The organism is Actinomadura madurae, from assembly GCF_047130825.1.
Taxonomy (GTDB): domain Bacteria; phylum Actinomycetota; class Actinomycetes; order Streptosporangiales; family Streptosporangiaceae; genus Spirillospora; species Spirillospora madurae.
The window spans coordinates 1,146,970-1,165,369 of record NZ_CP083237.1 but is presented as its reverse complement, the minus strand read 5'-3'; the positions used below and the strand labels follow the sequence as shown (position 1 = coordinate 1,165,369).

At 69.7% G+C, this 18,400-nt stretch carries 22 protein-coding genes and 1 pseudogene; 17 read left to right on the top strand and 6 right to left on the bottom strand.

Annotated features, from left to right (window positions below):
* Nucleotides 1-12 precede the first annotated feature (12 nt).
* Both K8Z49_RS05330 and K8Z49_RS05325 read left to right on the top strand, forming a co-directional pair.
* Nucleotides 13-690, top strand: a complete 678-nt coding sequence (locus tag K8Z49_RS05330) for an ArsR/SmtB family transcription factor (RefSeq protein WP_021592260.1) — start codon at nucleotides 13-15, stop codon at nucleotides 688-690.
* The gene (locus tag K8Z49_RS05325; RefSeq protein ID WP_021592261.1) at nucleotides 687-1,883 is read left to right on the top strand and encodes a cysteine desulfurase family protein; all 1,197 of its coding nucleotides are present in this window, start codon (nucleotides 687-689) and stop codon (nucleotides 1,881-1,883) included. The genes K8Z49_RS05330 and K8Z49_RS05325 overlap by 4 nt, the downstream gene beginning before the upstream one ends.
* Nucleotides 1,884-1,921: 38 nt before the next feature.
* On the opposite strand, the gene K8Z49_RS05320 is transcribed toward K8Z49_RS05325, so the two are convergent.
* The gene (locus tag K8Z49_RS05320; RefSeq protein ID WP_021592262.1) at nucleotides 1,922-2,368 is read right to left on the bottom strand and encodes a MarR family winged helix-turn-helix transcriptional regulator; all 447 of its coding nucleotides are present in this window, start codon (nucleotides 2,366-2,368) and stop codon (nucleotides 1,922-1,924) included.
* Between the two features lie 100 nt (nucleotides 2,369-2,468).
* Between K8Z49_RS05320 and K8Z49_RS05315 the strand changes: the two genes are divergently transcribed.
* The 4 genes and pseudogenes from K8Z49_RS05315 to K8Z49_RS05300 all read left to right on the top strand — a co-directional run bounded on the left by K8Z49_RS05315 (nucleotide 2,469) and on the right by K8Z49_RS05300 (nucleotide 4,618).
* Complete coding sequence (locus K8Z49_RS05315; protein WP_021592263.1) at nucleotides 2,469-3,170, top strand: class I SAM-dependent methyltransferase; 702 nt, start codon at nucleotides 2,469-2,471, stop codon at nucleotides 3,168-3,170.
* Nucleotides 3,167-3,502 carry a thioredoxin family protein gene (locus tag K8Z49_RS05310; RefSeq protein ID WP_021592264.1) on the top strand — a complete coding sequence of 112 codons (336 nt, stop codon included), beginning with the start codon at nucleotides 3,167-3,169 and terminating at the stop codon, nucleotides 3,500-3,502. Before K8Z49_RS05315 ends, K8Z49_RS05310 begins: the two co-directional genes overlap by 4 nt.
* A gap of 128 nt (nucleotides 3,503-3,630) precedes the next feature.
* Nucleotides 3,631-3,888, top strand: a pseudogene (locus tag K8Z49_RS05305) (hypothetical protein); the annotation flags it as partial.
* 115 nt (nucleotides 3,889-4,003) lie between these two features.
* The gene (locus K8Z49_RS05300; RefSeq protein WP_412517736.1) at nucleotides 4,004-4,618 is read left to right on the top strand and encodes a tyrosine-type recombinase/integrase; all 615 of its coding nucleotides are present in this window, start codon (nucleotides 4,004-4,006) and stop codon (nucleotides 4,616-4,618) included.
* A 232-nt stretch (nucleotides 4,619-4,850) separates the two neighbouring features.
* Here K8Z49_RS05300 and K8Z49_RS05295 read toward each other — a convergent pair whose 3' ends face one another.
* Nucleotides 4,851-5,381 carry a pyridoxamine 5'-phosphate oxidase family protein gene (locus K8Z49_RS05295; protein ID WP_021592266.1) on the bottom strand — a complete coding sequence of 177 codons (531 nt, stop codon included), beginning with the start codon at nucleotides 5,379-5,381 and terminating at the stop codon, nucleotides 4,851-4,853.
* Nucleotides 5,382-5,923: 542 nt separating this feature from the next.
* On the bottom strand, nucleotides 5,924-7,264 hold the full coding sequence (locus K8Z49_RS05290) for a hypothetical protein (RefSeq protein ID WP_412517735.1): 1,341 nt from the start codon (nucleotides 7,262-7,264) through the stop codon (nucleotides 5,924-5,926).
* 353 nt (nucleotides 7,265-7,617) lie between these two features.
* Here K8Z49_RS05290 and K8Z49_RS05285 point away from each other — a divergent pair, with 353 nt between their 5' ends.
* From K8Z49_RS05285 to K8Z49_RS05255, 7 genes are all read left to right on the top strand, one after another.
* The gene (locus K8Z49_RS05285) at nucleotides 7,618-8,802 is read left to right on the top strand and encodes a hypothetical protein (RefSeq protein ID WP_412517734.1); all 1,185 of its coding nucleotides are present in this window, start codon (nucleotides 7,618-7,620) and stop codon (nucleotides 8,800-8,802) included.
* Nucleotides 8,803-9,241: 439 nt separating this feature from the next.
* The gene (locus K8Z49_RS05280; protein WP_412517733.1) at nucleotides 9,242-9,439 is read left to right on the top strand and encodes a hypothetical protein; all 198 of its coding nucleotides are present in this window, start codon (nucleotides 9,242-9,244) and stop codon (nucleotides 9,437-9,439) included.
* Nucleotides 9,440-9,552: 113 nt separating this feature from the next.
* Nucleotides 9,553-9,867, top strand: coding sequence for a DUF6221 family protein (locus tag K8Z49_RS05275; RefSeq protein ID WP_412517732.1), 315 nt, complete (start codon nucleotides 9,553-9,555; stop codon nucleotides 9,865-9,867).
* A 22-nt stretch (nucleotides 9,868-9,889) separates the two neighbouring features.
* Nucleotides 9,890-10,051: a hypothetical protein gene (locus tag K8Z49_RS05270; RefSeq protein WP_412517731.1), complete on the top strand. Its 162-nt coding sequence runs from the start codon at nucleotides 9,890-9,892 to the stop codon at nucleotides 10,049-10,051.
* Between the two features lie 26 nt (nucleotides 10,052-10,077).
* On the top strand, nucleotides 10,078-10,779 hold the full coding sequence (locus tag K8Z49_RS05265; RefSeq protein ID WP_412517730.1) for a hypothetical protein: 702 nt from the start codon (nucleotides 10,078-10,080) through the stop codon (nucleotides 10,777-10,779).
* A gap of 39 nt (nucleotides 10,780-10,818) precedes the next feature.
* Entirely contained in the window at nucleotides 10,819-12,561 is a 1,743-nt protein-coding gene (locus K8Z49_RS05260) for a DUF3556 domain-containing protein (protein WP_412517729.1), read from the top strand.
* Nucleotides 12,562-12,697: 136 nt separating this feature from the next.
* Complete coding sequence (locus K8Z49_RS05255) at nucleotides 12,698-12,904, top strand: TetR/AcrR family transcriptional regulator (protein WP_412520990.1); 207 nt, start codon at nucleotides 12,698-12,700, stop codon at nucleotides 12,902-12,904.
* 163 nt (nucleotides 12,905-13,067) lie between these two features.
* Here K8Z49_RS05255 and K8Z49_RS05250 read toward each other — a convergent pair whose 3' ends face one another.
* On the bottom strand, nucleotides 13,068-13,337 hold the full coding sequence (locus K8Z49_RS05250; protein ID WP_412517728.1) for a hypothetical protein: 270 nt from the start codon (nucleotides 13,335-13,337) through the stop codon (nucleotides 13,068-13,070).
* A gap of 408 nt (nucleotides 13,338-13,745) precedes the next feature.
* Between K8Z49_RS05250 and K8Z49_RS05245 the strand changes: the two genes are divergently transcribed.
* From K8Z49_RS05245 to K8Z49_RS05230, 4 genes are all read left to right on the top strand, one after another.
* Nucleotides 13,746-14,051, top strand: coding sequence for a hypothetical protein (locus tag K8Z49_RS05245; protein WP_412517727.1), 306 nt, complete (start codon nucleotides 13,746-13,748; stop codon nucleotides 14,049-14,051).
* 264 nt (nucleotides 14,052-14,315) lie between these two features.
* A complete protein-coding gene (locus tag K8Z49_RS05240) occupies nucleotides 14,316-15,167 on the top strand; it encodes a universal stress protein (RefSeq protein WP_412517726.1) in 852 nt (283 codons plus the stop codon).
* A 64-nt stretch (nucleotides 15,168-15,231) separates the two neighbouring features.
* Nucleotides 15,232-15,678, top strand: coding sequence for a hemerythrin domain-containing protein (locus K8Z49_RS05235; RefSeq protein ID WP_412517725.1), 447 nt, complete (start codon nucleotides 15,232-15,234; stop codon nucleotides 15,676-15,678).
* A 305-nt stretch (nucleotides 15,679-15,983) separates the two neighbouring features.
* Nucleotides 15,984-17,030 (top strand): NAD(P)-dependent alcohol dehydrogenase, encoded by a 1,047-nt coding sequence (locus tag K8Z49_RS05230; RefSeq protein ID WP_412517724.1) that lies wholly within the window; start codon nucleotides 15,984-15,986, stop codon nucleotides 17,028-17,030.
* 68 nt (nucleotides 17,031-17,098) lie between these two features.
* Here K8Z49_RS05230 and K8Z49_RS05225 read toward each other — a convergent pair whose 3' ends face one another.
* Together K8Z49_RS05225 and K8Z49_RS05220 are read right to left on the bottom strand one after the other, a co-directional pair.
* Nucleotides 17,099-17,242 (bottom strand): hypothetical protein, encoded by a 144-nt coding sequence (locus K8Z49_RS05225; protein WP_412517723.1) that lies wholly within the window; start codon nucleotides 17,240-17,242, stop codon nucleotides 17,099-17,101.
* Between the two features lie 191 nt (nucleotides 17,243-17,433).
* Nucleotides 17,434-18,399 carry an aldehyde dehydrogenase family protein gene (locus K8Z49_RS05220; RefSeq protein WP_412517722.1) on the bottom strand — a complete coding sequence of 322 codons (966 nt, stop codon included), beginning with the start codon at nucleotides 18,397-18,399 and terminating at the stop codon, nucleotides 17,434-17,436.
* Nucleotide 18,400: the final 1 nt, after the last annotated feature.

Sequence of the window (18,400 nt, the reverse complement as noted above, 5' to 3'; positions counted from 1 at the left end):
ATGGAGGATGTCATGGTGGAGAACACGGCCCCCCAGGCCAAGGCGCGGTTGTACGAGGCGTTCGCGACCAGCGGCAAGGCGCTGGCCAGCGGAAAGCGCCTGGAGTTGCTGGACCTCCTGGCCCAGGGCGAGCGCACCGTCGATGCTTTGGCGCAGGCGGCCGGGCTGAACCTGACCACCGCCTCGGCGCACCTGCAGACGCTCAAGCAGGCCGGGTTCGTGGCCACCCGCCGCGAGGGCGTGCGCATCCACTACCGCCTCGCCGGCGACGACGTAGCGCAGCTGCTGGCACTGCTGCGCAAGGTCGCCGACACCCACCAGCCCGCCGTCCCGGCGGCCCGGGGCGCCTACCTCGGCGACGACGGCGGTGTGGAGATGAGCCGCGAGGAGCTGCTCGTCCGGGCCGAGGCGGGCGAGGTGCTGGTGCTGGATGTGCGGCCGATGGAGGAGTACCGCGCCGGGCACATTCCCGGCGCGGTCAGCGTCCCGGTCGCCGAGCTGGCCGACCGGATCGGTGAGCTGCCCGACGAGGTCGAGATCGTGGTGTACTGCCGCGGCGAGTACTGCGTGCTGGCCTACGACGCGGTGCGGCTGCTGACCGGCCGCGGCCGCCGCGCGATCCGGCTGCACGATGGCATGCTGGAGTGGCGGCTGGCCGACCTGCCCGTGGCCGTCGGGGCGCCGGCGTGACCGGCCCGGTGCCGCCGCATCCAGGGCTGGCCGGCGGGCCGGTCTACCTGGACTACAACAGCACCACACCGGTGGACCCGCGGGTGACCGAGGCGATGCTGCCCTATCTGACCACCCATTTCGGCAACCCCTCCAGCGGTCATCCCTACGGCGCCCGGCCCCGGCAGGCGCTCGCCCTGGCCCGCCGACAGGTGGCCGCGCTGGTCGGCGCCGCCCCTGAGGAGGTCGTGTTCACCGGCAGCGGGTCGGAGGCCGATGCGCTGGCCGTCCTCGGCACCGCGCTGACCCGCCGCCCCGGCGAGGCGCACGTGATCACGCAGGCCACCGAGCACCCGGCGGTGCTGCAGGCGTGCCGGGCGCTGCACCGCCGCCACGGCACCCGCATCACCTACCTGCCCGTCGACGCCCGCGGCCGCGTCGACCCCGCCGACCTGGCCGCCGCGCTCACCCCCCGCACCGCGCTGGTGTCGATCATGGCCGCCAACAACGAGACCGGCGTGCTGCAGCCCCTGGCCGAGCTGGCCGCCCTCACCCGCGCGCACGGCGCGCTGCTGCACACCGACGCCGCCCAGGCCGCCGGAAAGATCCCCTTGGACGTGGCGCGGCTGGGCGTGGACCTGCTCAGCCTGGCCGGGCACAAGCTGTACGCGCCCAAGGGCATCGGCGCCCTGTACGTGCGTACCGGTGTGCCGTTGGAGCCGATGGTGCCCGGCGGCGGCCAAGAGCGCGGGCTGCGCGCCGGAACCGAGAACGTCGCGCTGGCCGTCGCGCTCGGCGCCGCCGCCGATCTGGCCCGCACCGACCTGACTGACGGCACCCTGGACCACCACGCGCGGCTGCGCGACCTGCTGCAGCGGCGGCTGGAGAACCTGCTGCCCGGCCGCCTCGCCGTCACCGGCCACCCTGCGCCGCGGCTGCCCGGCACCCTGCACCTCACCATCACCGGCGTCGGCGGCGACGACGTGCTGGCCGCCACCTCTGCCGTCGCGGCCGCCACCGGCTCGGCCTGCCACACCGGCTCCCCAGAACCCTCCCCGGTACTGCTGGCCATGGGCCATGACCGCGACCAGGCGCTGGCGGCGCTGCGGCTGAGCGTGGGCCGCTGGACCACCGGCGCCGATATCGACCACGCCGCCCAAGCCATCGCCGTCACCGTCCACCGCCTCCTGGCCGACCCGGCGGCCGCCCGATAGCCTCCAGCCGCCGCAGGCGGTGGCCGGAGACGCGACGATCAGCAGGTCTCCTGCGCGATCCGCTCCAGCAGATGGTCCACCGTGGCCACGAATCCCTCCAGGTCGGCCGCCGCCACCCCGTCGAACAGCCGCGCCGCGCCGGCGTCGTACTCGCCGCGCAGGCCGTCCATGGTGGCCTCGCCCTTTCCGGTCAGCGCCACCAGCGTCGCCCGCCGGTCGCTGGGGTGCGGGCCGCGCGCCACGAACCCGTCGGCCTCCAGCGCGTCCACCAGGCCCGTCACGTTGCGCGGCGACACACTGATCGCCTCGGCCAGCGCGCGCTGGGTCATCGGCCCACCGTGCCGCAGGTTCCACAGCACCGTGGCCCGCGCCCGCGACAACCCCCGATCGGCCAGCCCGGCCTCCATGAACTGGTGGGTCACCACCGCCAGCGCGAACAGCTTCTCCAGCGCATGCCCCGCCCCGGCACCCGGCGTCTCATCCACAGATTCTGAGCCTGCATCATTGTGAAGTTGCTTCACTATGTCGTAACCTCCGGAATCGAGCGTAGCGTCCCGCCCGGACCCGTAGAAGGAGGCGACACCGATGGACCGCAGCAGCACCCCGGCCGCGCCACGCAGGCAGGGGCACCCGCTGTTCGCCCGCATGTACGCCCGCCTCGCCCCCGCCATGGAAGACGGCGGCGTCACCATGTACCGCCGGGAACTGCTGACCGGCATCGCCGGGCGGGTGCTGGAGGTCGGCGCCGGCACCGGCGCCAACTTCGCCCACTACCCGCCGCAGGTCACCGACGTGGTCGCGGTCGAGCCCGAACCCCGTCTGCGCGCCCTGGCCGAACGCGCCGCGCCCGACGCCCCGGTCCCGGTCACCGTGATCGACGGCGTCGCCGAGCACCTGGCCGCGCCCGACGCCGCCTTCGACGCCGTGGTGGCCTGCCTGGTGCTGTGCTCGATCGGCGACCGCGACGCCGCCCTGGCCGAGATGTACCGCGTGCTGCGACCCGGCGGGCGACTGCACGTCTTCGAGCACGTCAGCGCTGAGACCTCCGCGCTGCGCCGCGCGCAGCGGATGCTGGACGCCACCGTGTGGCCGTTGCTGAACGGCGGGTGCCATCTGGCCACCAACACCGACACCGCGATCGACCGTGCCGGTTTCACTCACCGGCGGCTCCGCCGGGTGAACTGGCCCGAGACCCGCCGGCGGCTTCCGTTCACCCCGCACATCCTGGGCACCGCCACCCGCCCCGACGCCCACCCCACCGTTCCCGACAGGCAAGGACGATCGTGACGCCGCCACCCGCCCTGACCGCCCTTAGCAGCACCGACTTCGACCAGTACCTGACCGCCGCATCCCAGCCCCTGCTGGTGGAGTTCTGGGCCAGCGGCTGCCGGCCATGCCAGGCCCTGATGCCGATCCTGCGCGACCTCGCCGCCGAGCACACCGGGCGACTGCGCGTGGCCACCGTCAAACTCGACGACGCCCCCGACCTCGCCCGGCGCTACCAGATCATGACCCTGCCCACCCTGATCCTGTTCACCGCCGGCCGCGAGAGCACCCGCATCACCGACCTCTCCAGCACGGCCGCGCTCGCGACCCAACTGCAGGCGTTCCTGGATTGACCACCCGCCACCCGCCAACCCGCGGGCAGGGTGTGACACAGAATTCCGATTACCTGTCACACTGACGGGCGTCGGGCCGCGTCCGCCCAGTTCGCCGCCCGCCGCGGCGCAGGTGACTCGGCAACGTTATGTGTCACATCACCGCCGTGGAGGTTCCCGCCGTGTCCGTCGTCGCCTTCCCTGGCCGCCTCGGCCCGACCGGCGCGGCGACGCTCGCGGCCGCCGTCGACCGCTACCTGGATTCCATCCCGGCCGCCACCACCCGCGCCAGCTACGACGACACCCTCGCCCGCCTCATCGACCTCGCGGGCGGCGCCAGTCCGGTCGCCGACCTGACGCCCGACGACTTCGCCGCGGTGATGCAGCGGTGGAACACCGCGGCGGCCGCCACCTGGAACCGGCACCTGTCCGCGCTCACCTCCTTCACCACCTGGGCGCAGCGCCAGGAGCTCCTGGCCACCAACCCGGCCCGGCGGCTGACTCGCCGCAAGCCGGCCCGCCGTGGCGCCCGCGCCGTCCCGCTCGCCCGGCTGGAGAAGCTGTTCGGCGAGGACGCGCACGGGCTGCGCGAGCGGGTGCTGTGGCGGATGCTCTACGAGACCGCCGCCCCGCGCCGAAGAGATCCTCTCCCTCAACTTCGAGGACCTGGACCTGGAGCTCCGCCGCGCCCGGGTGACCTCCAAGGGCGGCGCGATCGAGTACGTGCACTGGGCCACCGGCACCGCCCGCCTGCTGCCCCGCCTGCTCAAGGGCCGCACGACCGGGCCGGTGTTCCTGGCCGACCGCCACGCCCCCGCCTCCGGCCCCCGCGCGCCCGCGGCCGCCGACATCTGCCCCGCCACCGGCCGCGGCCGGTTGTCGTACCCGCGCGCGGAGTACCTGTTCAAGACCGCCACCCGCGCACTCGACCCGCACGGCAAGGGATGGACCCTGCACCAGCTGCGCCACTCGGCGTTGCAGCACCTGGCGGCCGCCGGCCGCACCGCCGCCGAACTCCAGGCCAAGTCCCGCCACGCCCACCTGGCCAGCCTGGGTACCTATGTCCGCCTCGGCGAGGCCACCTCCGCCAAGGTCACCGCCTACGCCGACCCCGCCGCCCGCCGACGCACCCGCTGATCACCCTTACCTCGCCCCCGGTGTAGCGGTCCTTAACGGCACCCCGAATACGGTCAACCCTTCGTCCACCCTCTCGCAACGCAGCAGGACATGGCGGGCAGGCCCCCACCCGAGCCGAACAAACCGATCACGCCACTACGCGACGGCCGCTCGTCACCAATGGCGTCGAGCGGCCGCTTCACCAGATCTGTCATCCAGCACGTGGCCGTCCCGATACGGCCCGTGCCGCCGATCAGGACCGGGACACCGCAGTGAGCTTGGCGATATCGGCGGCGTAGACGCTCATCCAGTGCGGACGCAGCCGGTAGTAGACCACGTCGTTGTCCCAGTCGAAGGAGTCGGCGCCGTAGAAGTCCTTGAAGTAGGCGAGCAGATCCGGCCAGTCCGCGGCCGGCTCGCCGTCCTGGGGATTGAGGATTTCCACCGTGCCATGCGTGAACACACCCAGATCCTCACCGCGCATGTGCGCGGCGCTGGCGGCCGGGCGGGCGGCCAGGTGACGGGCCTTGGCGGCACCGCGCGCCGTGCCGAAGTGCCATTTGCCGTGCAGGAAATGCCCGTCCACGCCGCTGATCCGCGGTTCGCCCTTCGCCGTCACGGTGGACAGGGCCAGGGTGCACATGCCGGTGAGGACCCCGGTGAGCTGCTCCGCGGTCAGTGTGCTCTCGGTGTTGATGATCGAGCGGAGGTGCGAGGTGGAGCGGGACAGAGAGGCGTCCAGCAGGGCCTGCAGCTCTTTGAGATCTTCTCGCGTTTCGCGCATGCAGCTCCTCCTTGTCTGTTCGTGGGATCCGGTCCGCGTCCACCATCGGCGCCGACCGGTGAACCCATGATCGCTTCAAAGCCTGACATCTTGTGTCATGTTTTCATCCGTCCAGCGGACGCCACCGGGCCGTCTGGCCGACGTCCTTCTTCCGGAACGTATCCCCGGCCGCCAGGTACGCGAGCGGCCGGTCAAGTCGTCTCGGTGATGGTCAGCGTCCAGACCCGCAGGGCCGATCTGCGCCGTCGGCGCCTGCCTGTTCGTCGTTGCCCGGCCGGCGCCGCGTCCATACGGTCGTCCTTCCCACGGTCACGTGCCTGGCAACGACGGATCGCAAGGACTGATCGCCGCCCGTGCCGGGGTTACACGCGTCCTCGTCTACCCGGCCGTCGGGGACCTGTCCGAGTGGCCGCAGGCGGCTCACCGCAGCTTTAGGACTCCCAGGCCGTGTTGGAAGCGCATGGTGTCGTGTCCTCCTGGGTGGTCACGTGGCGCTGCCGCGACGTCAATGGCAGCGTGCGGGTGGGCAACGAGTCTTACGGCTACAGGCCGATCTCGGCCTCCAGTTGGCGGGCCAGCGCTGCGCCGTCGCGCCAGTACTGCATCACCATCAGCAGCGTCTTCCAGCGGCCACGGTCGGCGATGGTGGTCGGTGGGATGTTGGCCTCGCCGGCGCTGGTGGCCAGGCCCGCGCGGAGCCCGTGGGCGGAGTAGGTGCGCGGGTCGCCAAGTGGGGGCTTGCGGCCGCGGGCTACCGCGTCGGCGTTGGCGCGGGCTACCGCGTCGCGGACCAGGTCAGTGAGGTAGTTCTTGCCGACCCGGCCGTCGGCGTTGGCGCGGGCGGCGTAGCCCGGCGTGCCCGACAGCCGGTCGTACTGGTCCACCGCTCGGATCAACGGCCCGGCGGTGACGCCCTGTGCGGCCAAGGTGTCGATCCATGCCTGTGTGAGGCGGACCGGGCAGGTCTCCACATGCTTGCCCCGTTGGACGTGCTGGACCGAGCCGCCGGCGTTCTGGTCGGTCTTGGAGGCACGGATGGTGACGCTTATCCAGTCTGCGGTGAAGGTGACGTCGGCGATGTCCAGGGCGGCCATCTCGCTGGCGCGACCGCCCAGCACCAGCCCCAGTACCAGGGACACGATGGTCTGCTGTGCGCGCAGCGGGCTGATCCGGTCGGCCAGTCGGGGGGTGGTGACCGCGTCCAGTGTCGCGTGCACCAGCAGCGGCAGGACCCGTTGGGCGGTGATCGGTGCCGAGCGACGAGGCCGGTGCCCGGCGGCGCTGCGCTCGCGCGCGTAATCCTTGAGGACGCTGCGGGCCAGCCGCACGTCGACTGAGTGCCCGGTGGCCTTGTGTACACCCTGCAGGGCACCCAGCACCTTGTTCAAGGTGCCGGGCGCTGGCGGGGTGCCGCGGCTGGTCGGTGTCCGGGTGAGGTGGTCGAGGTAGGACGCCAGGGTTTGGGCGCTGGCCGGCAGCGTGGTGCGGCCGGTCAGCCAGCACCAGCGCGCGAACGCTGCCCACTCGCGCGCGTACACCGCCCGGGTTCCGGCCGCGAGCGACCGTTCGATTCGCTCGGTGGCGCCCGCCGACAGCGTCCGGTCGAGCTGATTCCAGTGCGCGGCCTCGTCGCCGGCTTGGCCGGTGGCGTCGAGATCGGCCTCGGTCTCGGGAGCCGGTACGGCGGCCGGTCGGGGTGCCCGCACCGGCACACCGCTCAGCACGGTCGAAGCGTCCTGGTACGCGGCGCGCACGCTCGATTCGCCCAATTGCCCGGCCTCGATCGGCGGCGTCGCCCACCCGGAGATGGCCGGTGTGCGACCGAGCGCTGGGACATCGGCGTCGGCCGCCGACTCGGTCGCGGGGTGGTCGGTAGGCGTCATGTAGCAGTGCTCCCATCGGGCAAGGCCGTCGCCGACGGCCGCTCGACAGCCGATCCTACCCAAGCATGATCATCAAGGTAGGGAAGAACTTCTAATACTTCCCTACGAAACCGATAGATTTTCGTCATCGATAAATCCGCAAAACTGTTTCGCGTTTCTGGGTTTTCCGGACCGCGAAACGCTAGGATGGCGATCATGATCATGTCTGCGGCCGTGGATGCTCGACCTTCCGCACGCGGTGACCGCCCCGCCCACTCCCCCAGTCACTCCGCTGCCGTAGCGCTCGGAACCGGTGAAGTGCTGGCCGCGGCCGCCGCGCCTGCCGCCCTCTGTCGGGTGACCGGAGGTGCGAAATGACCGACGTCGACGCGGAACCGACGGACGGCGGCTCAGGCGTGGCCGACCCTGCGGTTCCCGATCCGGCCGCGCCACACGGCCGCTGCCTGCACTGCCTCGGTCCACTGCCGCCACCGAAGGCCACCGGGCGGCCGCGCGAGTATCACGCACGCGGCCACGGCCCTGGCGGGATCGACTGCAGGGAGGCCGCCCGCCGAGCCCGCGGCACCGAAACCGGCATCGCCATCGAGCAGCCGTTGACCACCCTCATCGCAGCGGCCGGTGAGGAGGCCGCCGCCCGGCGCGCACACGCAGTCGCACTGACGGAACTGAGCGGGCGGTTGACCGACGCCGCAGCCCGCGATGAGCGCCTCGCCACCACGCTGGAGGAACTCCAGAGCACCATCGCCACACGCAACGCCTCCCTGGAGCAACGGGCCAGGCAGGCTGTTCGAGAGCAACAGGCCGCCGAGCGCGCCGCCGAAGCCGCGCGAACCGAGGCCGGCGAAGCCCGCACCGCCGCCGACCAGGCGGCCGCCGGGCAAGAGCGTGCCGACGAACGCGCCACCGCCGCAGAGCGCCTCGCCCAGCAGGCCGATCAGGCCCGCCAAGCCGCCGAGCGAGAGACCCGACTGGCGGTTCAGGCCGGCGAGGACGCCCGTGACCGGCTCCGCACCATCACCCAGGAACTGCGTCAGGCATCCGCTGACCGCGATGCGGCCCGCGCTGCACAGGCCGAGCTCGACCGGCAGCACGTCACCGACACTGAGACGATCCGCGACCTGACCACGCAACTCGAAACCGCGCGCAACGAGCTTGCCACCGCCCGCGCCACCGCGGAGGAGGCCGCCGCTCGCGCGGCTCGGACCGAAGGTGCCCTGGCCGAGACCCGCGACCAGCTTGCCGCGCTACGCACCGAACGCGACGAACTAGATCGTGAACGGCAGGCCGCCCTGACCCAGGCCGAGCACGAGCGCTCCGCCGCAGCCGTCGCCCAGGAGGCCGAGCGCACCGCCCGCGCGGAGGCCGACGCGGCCCGCGACCGCGCCACACGAGCCGAAACCGAAAACCAGCAGACCACCGTCACGCTAGCCGCCCTGCGCAAGGAACTCGCCGCCGCACACGCCGAAGTCGCCGCGCAACGCGAGCGCGCTGCCGCCGCCGAACAACGTGCAGAGCCCCCCACAGAAGGGCTTCCATAGGCACCCACCCCACTTGAGGGGAAGGGCGACTGATGACGCCACAGATGCCCAGCTAGATCTGCGACGGCCCGACAAGGAACGAGCTGAGCTCCGCGCCGGACGTCCCACCTCCCCGTCGAGCAACGCGGACCTCGGCCTCGATTCACCGAGGACGATGGTGAGAACGCCTTCTATGACCACCTCGAAATGAAGTGGAGGGCCGCGGAGCGCGCCAGCCTTCCGCCGCTGCCTGCCAGCCCTGCAGCACCGGCCCGCCGAGGATGACAACGTCGGTCGAGATCTCGTCCGACGACCGACAGGCGGTGGCTTAGTTCGTCGCACTCGCTGAGACGGCCGTGCGCCACGCCAGCGCGCAGCTGAACCCACCTCCCGCGATGATCGCGGAGTTTCCCGCAGACGCCGAGGTACTCCGCGGCATGACCCCCGAGTCCTGCGGTGTGTGCGCACCGAGGACGCCGCCGAGGAGATCCGCCCGCTGGGCGAGTATCGCGCCCTGCTGCGCGCGGAAGAGGCCAGCGTGGTCGAGCGGCTACGCGCTTCGACCGTGGAGCACCTGAGAGCCCGCACCCTCACGTGGGCCCGCGCCGCCAGCGAGGCGCGGGTCAGCCCTGACACGCTGAGCCGCTGGACGAGCTAGCCACGGCTCTCCCCTCCTGGCGCCCCGTCGCGGGATCCCTCGGCGCGGAGGTCATGCCGGCCGGGGCGTGTACAGGTTGACCGAACCGGCCGGGCGGCCAGGCGCGCGGGGCTATGGCCGCCGCAAGTCCGGCCCGGCCTTCCCGCCCTCCCAGGGCGGCCGGTGTCCACCGGTCGTCGTTGCGGCCAGTTGGTGGCTGGATACGGGCGGCCAGGACCGGCATTCATCCGCCGGTCCGAGCCGCGACCCGCAGCTGGGGCGAGGTCGAGGCCAAGCGGCGGATCCTGGATCTCTTCGAGGAGACCGAGACCTGGGCAGGCCAACACGAGGGCGCGCACTACGGCGCGCAGTACCTCGCAGACGTCGCCAAGCTGCTCGCCCTGCCCTACACCGCCCACCCGGGCTACCGGGACGCATGGCGCCCGTGACCCGCAACGAGGGGAGCCCGCATTGACTGAACCAGCCGCGGTCATCCCGACCAGCCCGGCCGAGGAACTCGCCCAGCTCGTCACCGAACTCTGCGACGAAGTCACCACGGAGGAGGCGATCACCCGCTACCAGGTGTTCCCCGCCACTCAAGATGAGGATGTAGCTGGGGTAGTTGGTCGTTGAGTGTTAGGACGGGCCCGTGGGGTGGCGTGGTTGCTGTCCGGTTTGGTGTGCGACAACGTGGTGAGGACGAAGCCGGGTGTGCTGGGCGTTCGCGGCCCGGATGTGACGATGCGGAATCGATCGGTTCGTTTGAGTTCTTCAAGCTGGATCTGGCCGTAAGCGGCGGCGTCCCCTGGAGCGCACCGGCGGCCGGCCGGGCCGGCACTGTGCATGTCGGCGGGTCGGCAGCCGAGATCGCCGAGGCCGAAGCACTGGTGTGCCGGGGCGTGACGCCCGAACAGCCGTTCGTCCTGGTGGCCCAGCAGCACATCGCCGACCCAAGCCGCACCTCAGGCGATGTGTGCCCGGTGTATGCCTACGCGCATGTGCCGGACGCGTACACCGGTGATGCGGCCCCGGCGATCATCGAGCAGATCGAGCGGTTCGCGCCCGGCTTCGGTGAGCGGATCCTTCAGGTGTGGGTGACTACGCCGGGCGCCTTCGAGCGCGTGAACCCCCAACTACGTGGGCGGAGACATCGCCGGAGATTCCAATACCCCGCGGGGCATTGTTGGGCGACCCGTGGTGTCAACGAACAACTACGCGACCTCGCTCCCCGGGGTCTACCTATGCTCCGCCTCGACTCCACCAGGCGCCGGGACCCATGGCATGTGCGGGTACCACGCCGCTCGGATGGCACTGGCGGATCTGCGCTGACATCCGCCCAACCAGACTGGAAGTTCTTCTGATATGTCTGGTCTCAGCTGATCCCCGCGGCCGGAGGTCCCATGGGTTTTCTCACCCAAGACGCACCCGTTATCGAATATGCGGAATGGACCAAGGGCACGCGCTCGGAGAAGATAAAGCCGATGGCCCGCCACTGGGCCGAGGTCGGCTTCGGAACCCCGGTCATACTGCACCTGTTCTACGTCTTCAAGATCGCGGTCTATGTCCTCGCCGCCTGGCTGCTGGTCCTGGCAACCGACGGCGTCGACGGCTTCACCAACGTGTCGCAATGGTACGACGAGCCCGTCGTGTTCCAGAAGATCGTGCTGTTCACGATGCTCTTCGAAGTGGTCGGCTTGGGCTGCGGCTTCGGCCCGCTCAACAACCGATTCTTCCCGCCGATGGGTTCGATCCTGTACTGGTTGCGTCCCGGGACCATCCGCCTCCCCCCGTGGCCGCGACACATACCGCTGACCAGCGGGGACACGCGGACCCCGTTCGACGCCCTGCTCTATGCGGCGCTGCTGATCGTCCTGGTGATAGCACTGTTCTCCGATGCCACGGAAACCGTTTCCGGGCTGTCCTCTGACGTCGGGCTGCTGCCCGCCTGGCAGATCTGGATCGTTCTAGGTCTGCTGGCGGTCCTCGGCCTGCGCGACAAGGTGATCTTCCTCGCCGCCCGCGGGGAGGTCTACGCACCGTTCACGGTCGCCTTCCTCTTCGCGAGCCACTCCGTCCTCGATTTCATTCTCGCTGCCAAGCTGGTCTGCCTGATGATCTGGCTCGGTGCCGCCACCTCAAAGCTCACCAAGCACTTCCCCTTCGTCATCTCCACGATGATGAGCAACAACCCGGTGCTCCGGCCACGCTGGATCAAGCGCCGCTTCTTCGAGAACTTCCCCGACGACCTACGCCCAGGACGCCCCTCCCGGCTCCTGGCTCACACCTCCACCGCCGTCGAAGGATTCGTACCGCTACTCCTCTTCTTCAGCCACGGCGGCCGGCTCACCACGCTGGCGGCTGCGCTCATGCTTTGCTTCCATTTCTGTATCCTGTCGTCCATACCGATGGGTGTGCCGTTGGAATGGAACGTCTTCATGATGTTCAGCGTGATGGCGCTATTCATAGGCCACAACGAGGTCGGTTTCAGTGAAATGACCACTCCGTTCCCGCTGGTTCTCTTCACGATTGTGGCCGCCGTAGTCATCATCGGCAACCTGTTCCCCCGTAAGATCTCCTTCCTTCCCGGGATGCGTTATTACGCGGGGAACTGGGACACCACGTTGTGGTGCATCACGCCGTCGGCGATGGCCAAAATGGACGCCAACGTCGCATCCATAGCGAGCATGCCCCAAGCGCAGATGGAGAAGTTCTACGGAAGTCCTGAAACCGCCGAGGTGTACCTTTACATGGGGTATGCGTTCCGCAGCTTCAACAGCCACGGCAGAGCCATGTTCAGCCTCGCCCACCGTGCCATGGCCGGACACGACGAGGCTGGCTACGTGCTGATGGACGGCGAACGGATCTGCAGTACCGCGGTCGGGTGGAACTTCGGCGACGGCCACATGCACAACGAGCAACTCATCGCCGCCCTGCATGCGCGCTGCCACTTCGAACCCGGCGAGGTACGCGTTGTGCTCATCGATGCCCAACCCCTCCACCGACAGCGCCAGGACTACCGGCTCGTCGACGCAGCAGTCGGCGAATTCGAACGCGGATACATCAACGTCGCCGACATGGTGACTCGCCAACCTTGGGACGACACCACACCGGTCCACGTGCTCGAAACCATCCCACTCCCATGAGGCCCGTACCCCGAGGCCGGGCACGCCTTGAAGGAAGTCATCGCGACGCCCGCTGTACGGTGACCGCGTGACCAGTCTCAACTGCACTCTCGGCGGCCCCTAATGCGCACCCACGGAATAGGTCGGCGACACCCCCATCAGCGACGAGGAAGCCATCGAGCGCATTCTGACGACCGCCCGACGACATATCGATGAGCGCAACCGCGCCATTCACATCGCCAACATCGCCCAGGACCTCGGCGTCACCCGGCAAACCGTGTACTGGTATTTCCCCAGCACCGAGGCCCTCCTCCAGCACACCACCATGGAGGAAACCGGCTCCTACCCAGACCGCATCCAGTAAAGACAACCAGACCCACCACAAGATTACACACTTCGAGTTACAAGCTCCCTTCACTTCAGAGATATCTGAGCCTCTACGACCAGACGGCCACGCGTTAGGCTTGGTCGTGGCCGCGTAGATACTGTGTGCGCCCCGCAGGGGCACCTTTCAAGGATCAGCGCAATCAAGCCGCTGACCAGCACAGACACCCAAGAACCGGACAGAACCTCAGTCCAACTGAGTCCCGCCCGATCTCACCGTTGACATAGAGGAAGTGCTCGGCGAGGCCGTCGATGTGGTGGAGCTGCGACTCGATCGCGTGGGAGTTGAAGGTCGGCAGCCTCCCCCGCCCACCGAAGATGTCCCGGTGGTCCACGACGGTGAGCCCGGGGACGCGGACGTCCAGCCATCCGGGGACCTGACCCGCGGTGACCAGCCAGATGTGCCGCACCACGGCGCGTACTGCGCCAGCGAACGCAGCGAGTAGCGCAGCCCGTCGCGGCTGACGAAACGCGAGGCGTTGGCCGCCTCCGGGTTCAGCGGGACGGCTCCCAGGCTTGCCAACGCCTCGTCCCGCTGGGCGCGCCCCAAGGTCACCTGCGGCTGGGACCTTCGTTCCCATTCCTGTCTGAGCGGGACGGCCACGCGTCCACGTTCTGCGGCGCCGCGTGAACGACCACCACCGGGATCTCCCACGGCGGCGAGCCGGGCCTTACGGCGGCACGGGAAGACCGAAAGTCCCTATAGCGGACGCCTCAAGCAGACGAATTCTGGTGGCATTGATCCCTTCCCCCCGAGGAGGCACACGGTGCCTGGCACACTTTCGAACGAGCTCCCCGTTCGGGTCACCACCATCAGGAAGGTGCCGCAGGAGGACGTGGAGCGTGCCCGCGAAATCATCGTCCGGGTGCTGGCACATGCCCCACGTCCGATCTTGGACGCCAAGGTCACGCTCAACGTTCTTCCAGACCCCGCGATCCCGAGGCCGAACTTGGTCTCCTTCCGGATCGACCTCAATGGCCTGGCGGTGACTGCCTATGCCGCTGCGGCCTCAATGCCCGAAGCCATCAATCTGGCCGGTGCTCGCCTACGTGCCCGGATAGCGCACCTGATCCGCTATCGAGAAGCACACCGAAAGGCGCACCACAACGCCGCGTCAGCCGACTGAACGGTTCGCCACGCACACGCCGCAGACGGTTTCACCGGGACTGATGGAGGCAGGCCCCGGGGCATCTCCCTCAACACCACCGCAGCCGAGCACAGGCCTCACCGACCCGGCGACCTGACCGGGTGCTGAGGGACTTGCGAATCAGGGCGATCTGCGAGCGCTGCAGACGGGTCGAGCAGCGGCGCCGGGGACGAAGGTCCCTACCGACGTGCCGCTTCGCGGCCGACGCTGGAATGGCCGGCCCCCTCCCCGAGGAGAAGACACATGTCCGATCAACGCTCGACAATCCTGGTCGGAAGCGATGGCTCCGCTCCGTCCGACCGCGCCATCGGCTGGGCAGCGGATGAGGCCGCGCGATACGGCAAGATCCTGCGCATCCTCCATGTCGTCGAGACCTCCGCCCTGGACCTGCCGGGACACACGACGGATGGCATCTCGGAGGGGCTCGTCGAGTCGGGAAACCAAATCCTGCGGAACGGGCTGGCCCTTGCCCTGCAACGGCAACCCGGGCTCAAGGTCGAGACCGTGCTCGTCCATGACCGCGACGTGCCGGCCGGGCTGCGCCAGTACGCCGGCGAGGCCGTCGAGGTCGTGATCGGCCATCGTGGACGCGGTGGGTTCACCGAACTGTTGCTCGGCTCCACGGGACTGCGGCTGGCCGGACACTACCCGGGCCCGGTGATCGTGGTGCGCGACCAGGCCGGCACCACCGCGGGCGAGGTCGTGGTCGGGCTGGACCTGACCGAGGACCCGGAACCGGCACTCGACTACGCCTTCGCCGCGGCCGCCGCCCGAGGAACCCGGCTGCGCGCGCTGCACGCCTGGCGGCCCGCACCGCTCGCAGCCAAAGCGGGCGTGGATCTACAGGGCGCCGCCCGCACTCTTCTCAACCACCTGGCCGCCGTCCTGGCCCCCTGGCAGGACCGGCACCCGGACATCGAGATCGTCGGGGACGTCGTCATCGGACACCCGGTCGACGAGCTGGTCGAATCTGGCGCCACCGCCGAGCTGGTCGTCGTCGGCTCCCGCGGACGATCGTTCCCGCTCGGTTCGGTCAGCCACGGTGTGATCCACCATGCCCGCTGCACCGTCGCCGTCGTCCGCCCATACGACTGACGCCGACCAAAAGGCATCGATACACCTAATCAAAAGGTGGGAATGAATTCGAGGTAGGGCACAAATGTGCAATTACTGTGGTTGCCGGGAATTCCCGCTGATCGGCCAACTCTCACGGGAACACTGGAAGATCAAGGAGTGCGCCGGCGCGCTGCGCCGAGCCATCATCCAGAACAGATACGGCGATGCCGCGAACCTATTGGACGAGCTGCTCGCCCTCTTGCTGCCGCATACCGCCACAGAGGAAGGCGGGCTCTTCGCCGAGCTGCGCGCCGAAGGTTCGCTGACCGAAGAGGTGGAGCGGCTCTGCGCCGAGCACGACGAGATCCACACCGTGCTCGGTGCGATCGACCGCCAGGCTCCGGACTGGCCGGCCGTGCTGGAGGCGCTGGCCAAGCTGCGTGATCACATCGACCGCGAGGAGCACGGGTTGTTCCCAGCATCGATCATCATCCTGCCGATAGCCGCCTGGGACCGCATCACCCCCGAGCAGTCGGCGATCGGCGGGTAGCCGCCCTGGCTGCGGTGCGGGGCGACCACAAGCTCAACGCCCCACATCTATGACCCGGCGAACGGTGGCGCGCGGCCATAGCAGCACCTGTTCTGGTTCTTCGGCCTACCCCGAGGTGAGCTTGACGTCGCAGACCGGTCTGCCTCTCGGACCGCGGAGGGGCCCAGGGTCGGCATGCCATCGCGGACCAGTTCGAAGAGCAGCGTAGAGGGCGACTCCTCCGCGGCCCCAGGACGGGACCTTCTCCCATTGTGGCCCGGCCGCACGTGGGTATGTGCTGAAGAACGTCGGAGAGGAGAAGGTTGATGCGAGCCTTACGGCTGGAGGCATGGAAGTCCGATCCGGTGCTGGCCGACGTCCCCGATCCCGAGCCCGGGCCGGGGCAGGCCGTCATCCGGGTGGGCGGCGCGGGGGCGTGTCACTCGGACCTTCATCTCATGCGCGAGTTCGAAGGCGGGCTACTTCCGTGGGAGCCGCCGTTCACCCTAGGGCACGAGAACGCCGGATGGGTGCTGGCCCTCGGCGACGGCGTGACCGGGCTCGAGATCGAGCAGCCGGTCGCCGTGTACGGGCCATGGGGCTGCGGGACGTGCGCGCGCTGCCGCCCCGGCTCGGAGAACTACTGCGAGGACCCGGCGAACGCCCCCGTGCCGAGCGGTGGCGGCGGACTCGGCCTCGACGGTGGCATGGCCGAATACATGCTCATCCCTGACGCACGGTTCCTCGTGCCGCTGCCCGACGGCCTGGACCCGCTGATCGCGGCACCGCTCACCGATGCCGGCCTCACCCCCTACCACGCCGTCCGGCGCTCCTGGGGGAAGTTGCCGCCCGGCGCCACCGCGGTCGTGATCGGTGCCGGCGGGCTCGGCCACATGGCCGTCCAGATCCTCAAGGCCACCACCGCCGCGAACGTCATCGCCGTCGACACCCGCGCCGAGGCCCTTGACCTGGCGCTGAAGAGCGGCGCCGACCTCGCCGTCCCGTCCGGCGACGACACGGCGGCGGGCATCCGCGAGGCCACCCGGGAACGCGGCGCCGACGTCGTCCTGGACTTCGTCGGCTCCGACTCGACCCTCGCCATGGCCGCGGCCGCAGCCAGGACGCTCGGAGACGTGACCATCGTCGGCATCGGCGGGGGCACCCTGCCGCGGTCCTTCTTCTCCGTCCCCTACGAGGTGTCTCTGCAGACCACGTACTGGGGGGCCAGGCCTGAACTGGTCGAACTCCTTGACCTGGCCTCGCGCGGGCTGCTCCGCCCCGACATCGTCCAGTTCCCCTTGAACCGAGCAATGGACGCCTATCGCCAGATGGAGGCAGGAAACCTCAACGGACGAGCGGTCATCGTCCCCTGACACGAGCGGTCGGCGCGGTGAGCTCGGCCAGGGATCGCTCGTCCACCTCCGACCTCGCCGTCCTCCTCTCAGGCGATGCGCTCCTGCGCCGCGGCGCGGCGGCGCACGTCGTCCATGTCCACGGCCCGCGCTTCCTCGATCAGCTTCTCCAGTTCCGGCTCGCGCAGCGCACCGGGCTGGGCGTACAGCACGACCCGGCCGCGGATGACCACGAGAGTCGGGATGGAAGAGATCCGGAAGGCACCGGCCAACTCCTGCTGGGCCTCGGTGTCCCCAGGTCATGGCCACGGTGAGTGAGCAACCGGGACTCGGACCGGTCGCCGACGACGCGGCCGGGAGGCTCACCGCGGCGGTGGAGCCCCTGCCCCGCTGAGTCGGCCGGTTCACAGGACCGAGTCGTCGTTCACACGAATTCGACGCCTTGGGCGAGCGGCAGTCCGGTGGAGTAGTTGATGGTGTTGGTCGACCGTCGCATGTAGGCCCGCCAGGCGTCGGAGCCGGACTCGCGGCCGCCGCCGGTCTCCTTCTCACCGCCGAACGCGCCACCGATCTCGGCGCCCGAGGGACCGATATTGACGTTGGCGATGCCGCAGTCGGAGCCCAGGGCGGACAGGAACGTCTCGGCCTCGCGCACGTCGAGCGTGAAGATCGACGATGACAGGCCCTGCGCGACCTGGTTGTGCAGGGCGAGCGCCTCGTCGAAGTCGGCGTAGGTCAGCACGTACAGCAGCGGGCCGAAGGTCTCGGCCTTGACGATCTCGGTCTGGGCGGGCATGGCCTCGAGCGCCAGCGCCTGGCACCCGAGCGCCGTCAAGATCGCCTTCTCCGACGGCTTCCACACCACGGCGTCGCCGCACACCAACGCCAGCGCGGCGTTCCACGACCAGACCGCGACCGGGAAGTTGAACGCCGAGATGACGCCGATGACGCCCAGCGGATGCCACTGCTCCATCATCCGGTGGCCGGGGCGCTCGGTCGCGATCGTCAGGCCGTGGAGCTGGCGCGACAGACCGACCGCGAGATCGCAGATGTCGATCATCTCCTGGACTTCGCCGAGGCCCTCCGACACGATCTTGCCCGCCTCGATCGAGACCAGCGCGCCGAGGTCGTCCTTATGCTTACGCAGCAGCTCGCCGAGTTCACGGACGAACTGCCCGCGCACCGGGGCCGGCACGGTGCGCCACCGCTCGAACGCCGCGTGGGCCCTGCCGATCACCTCGGCCGCCTCCTCGGGCGTGTGCGAGCGAAGCCTGCCGATCTCGCTGCCATCGATCGGCGAGCGGCTGACCAGGTCGCTGTCGGGGGTGAAGGGTTCGGCCGCACCGAGACGGTTGAGGATGTCGTGCGCACGGGTGGCGATGTCGGTCATG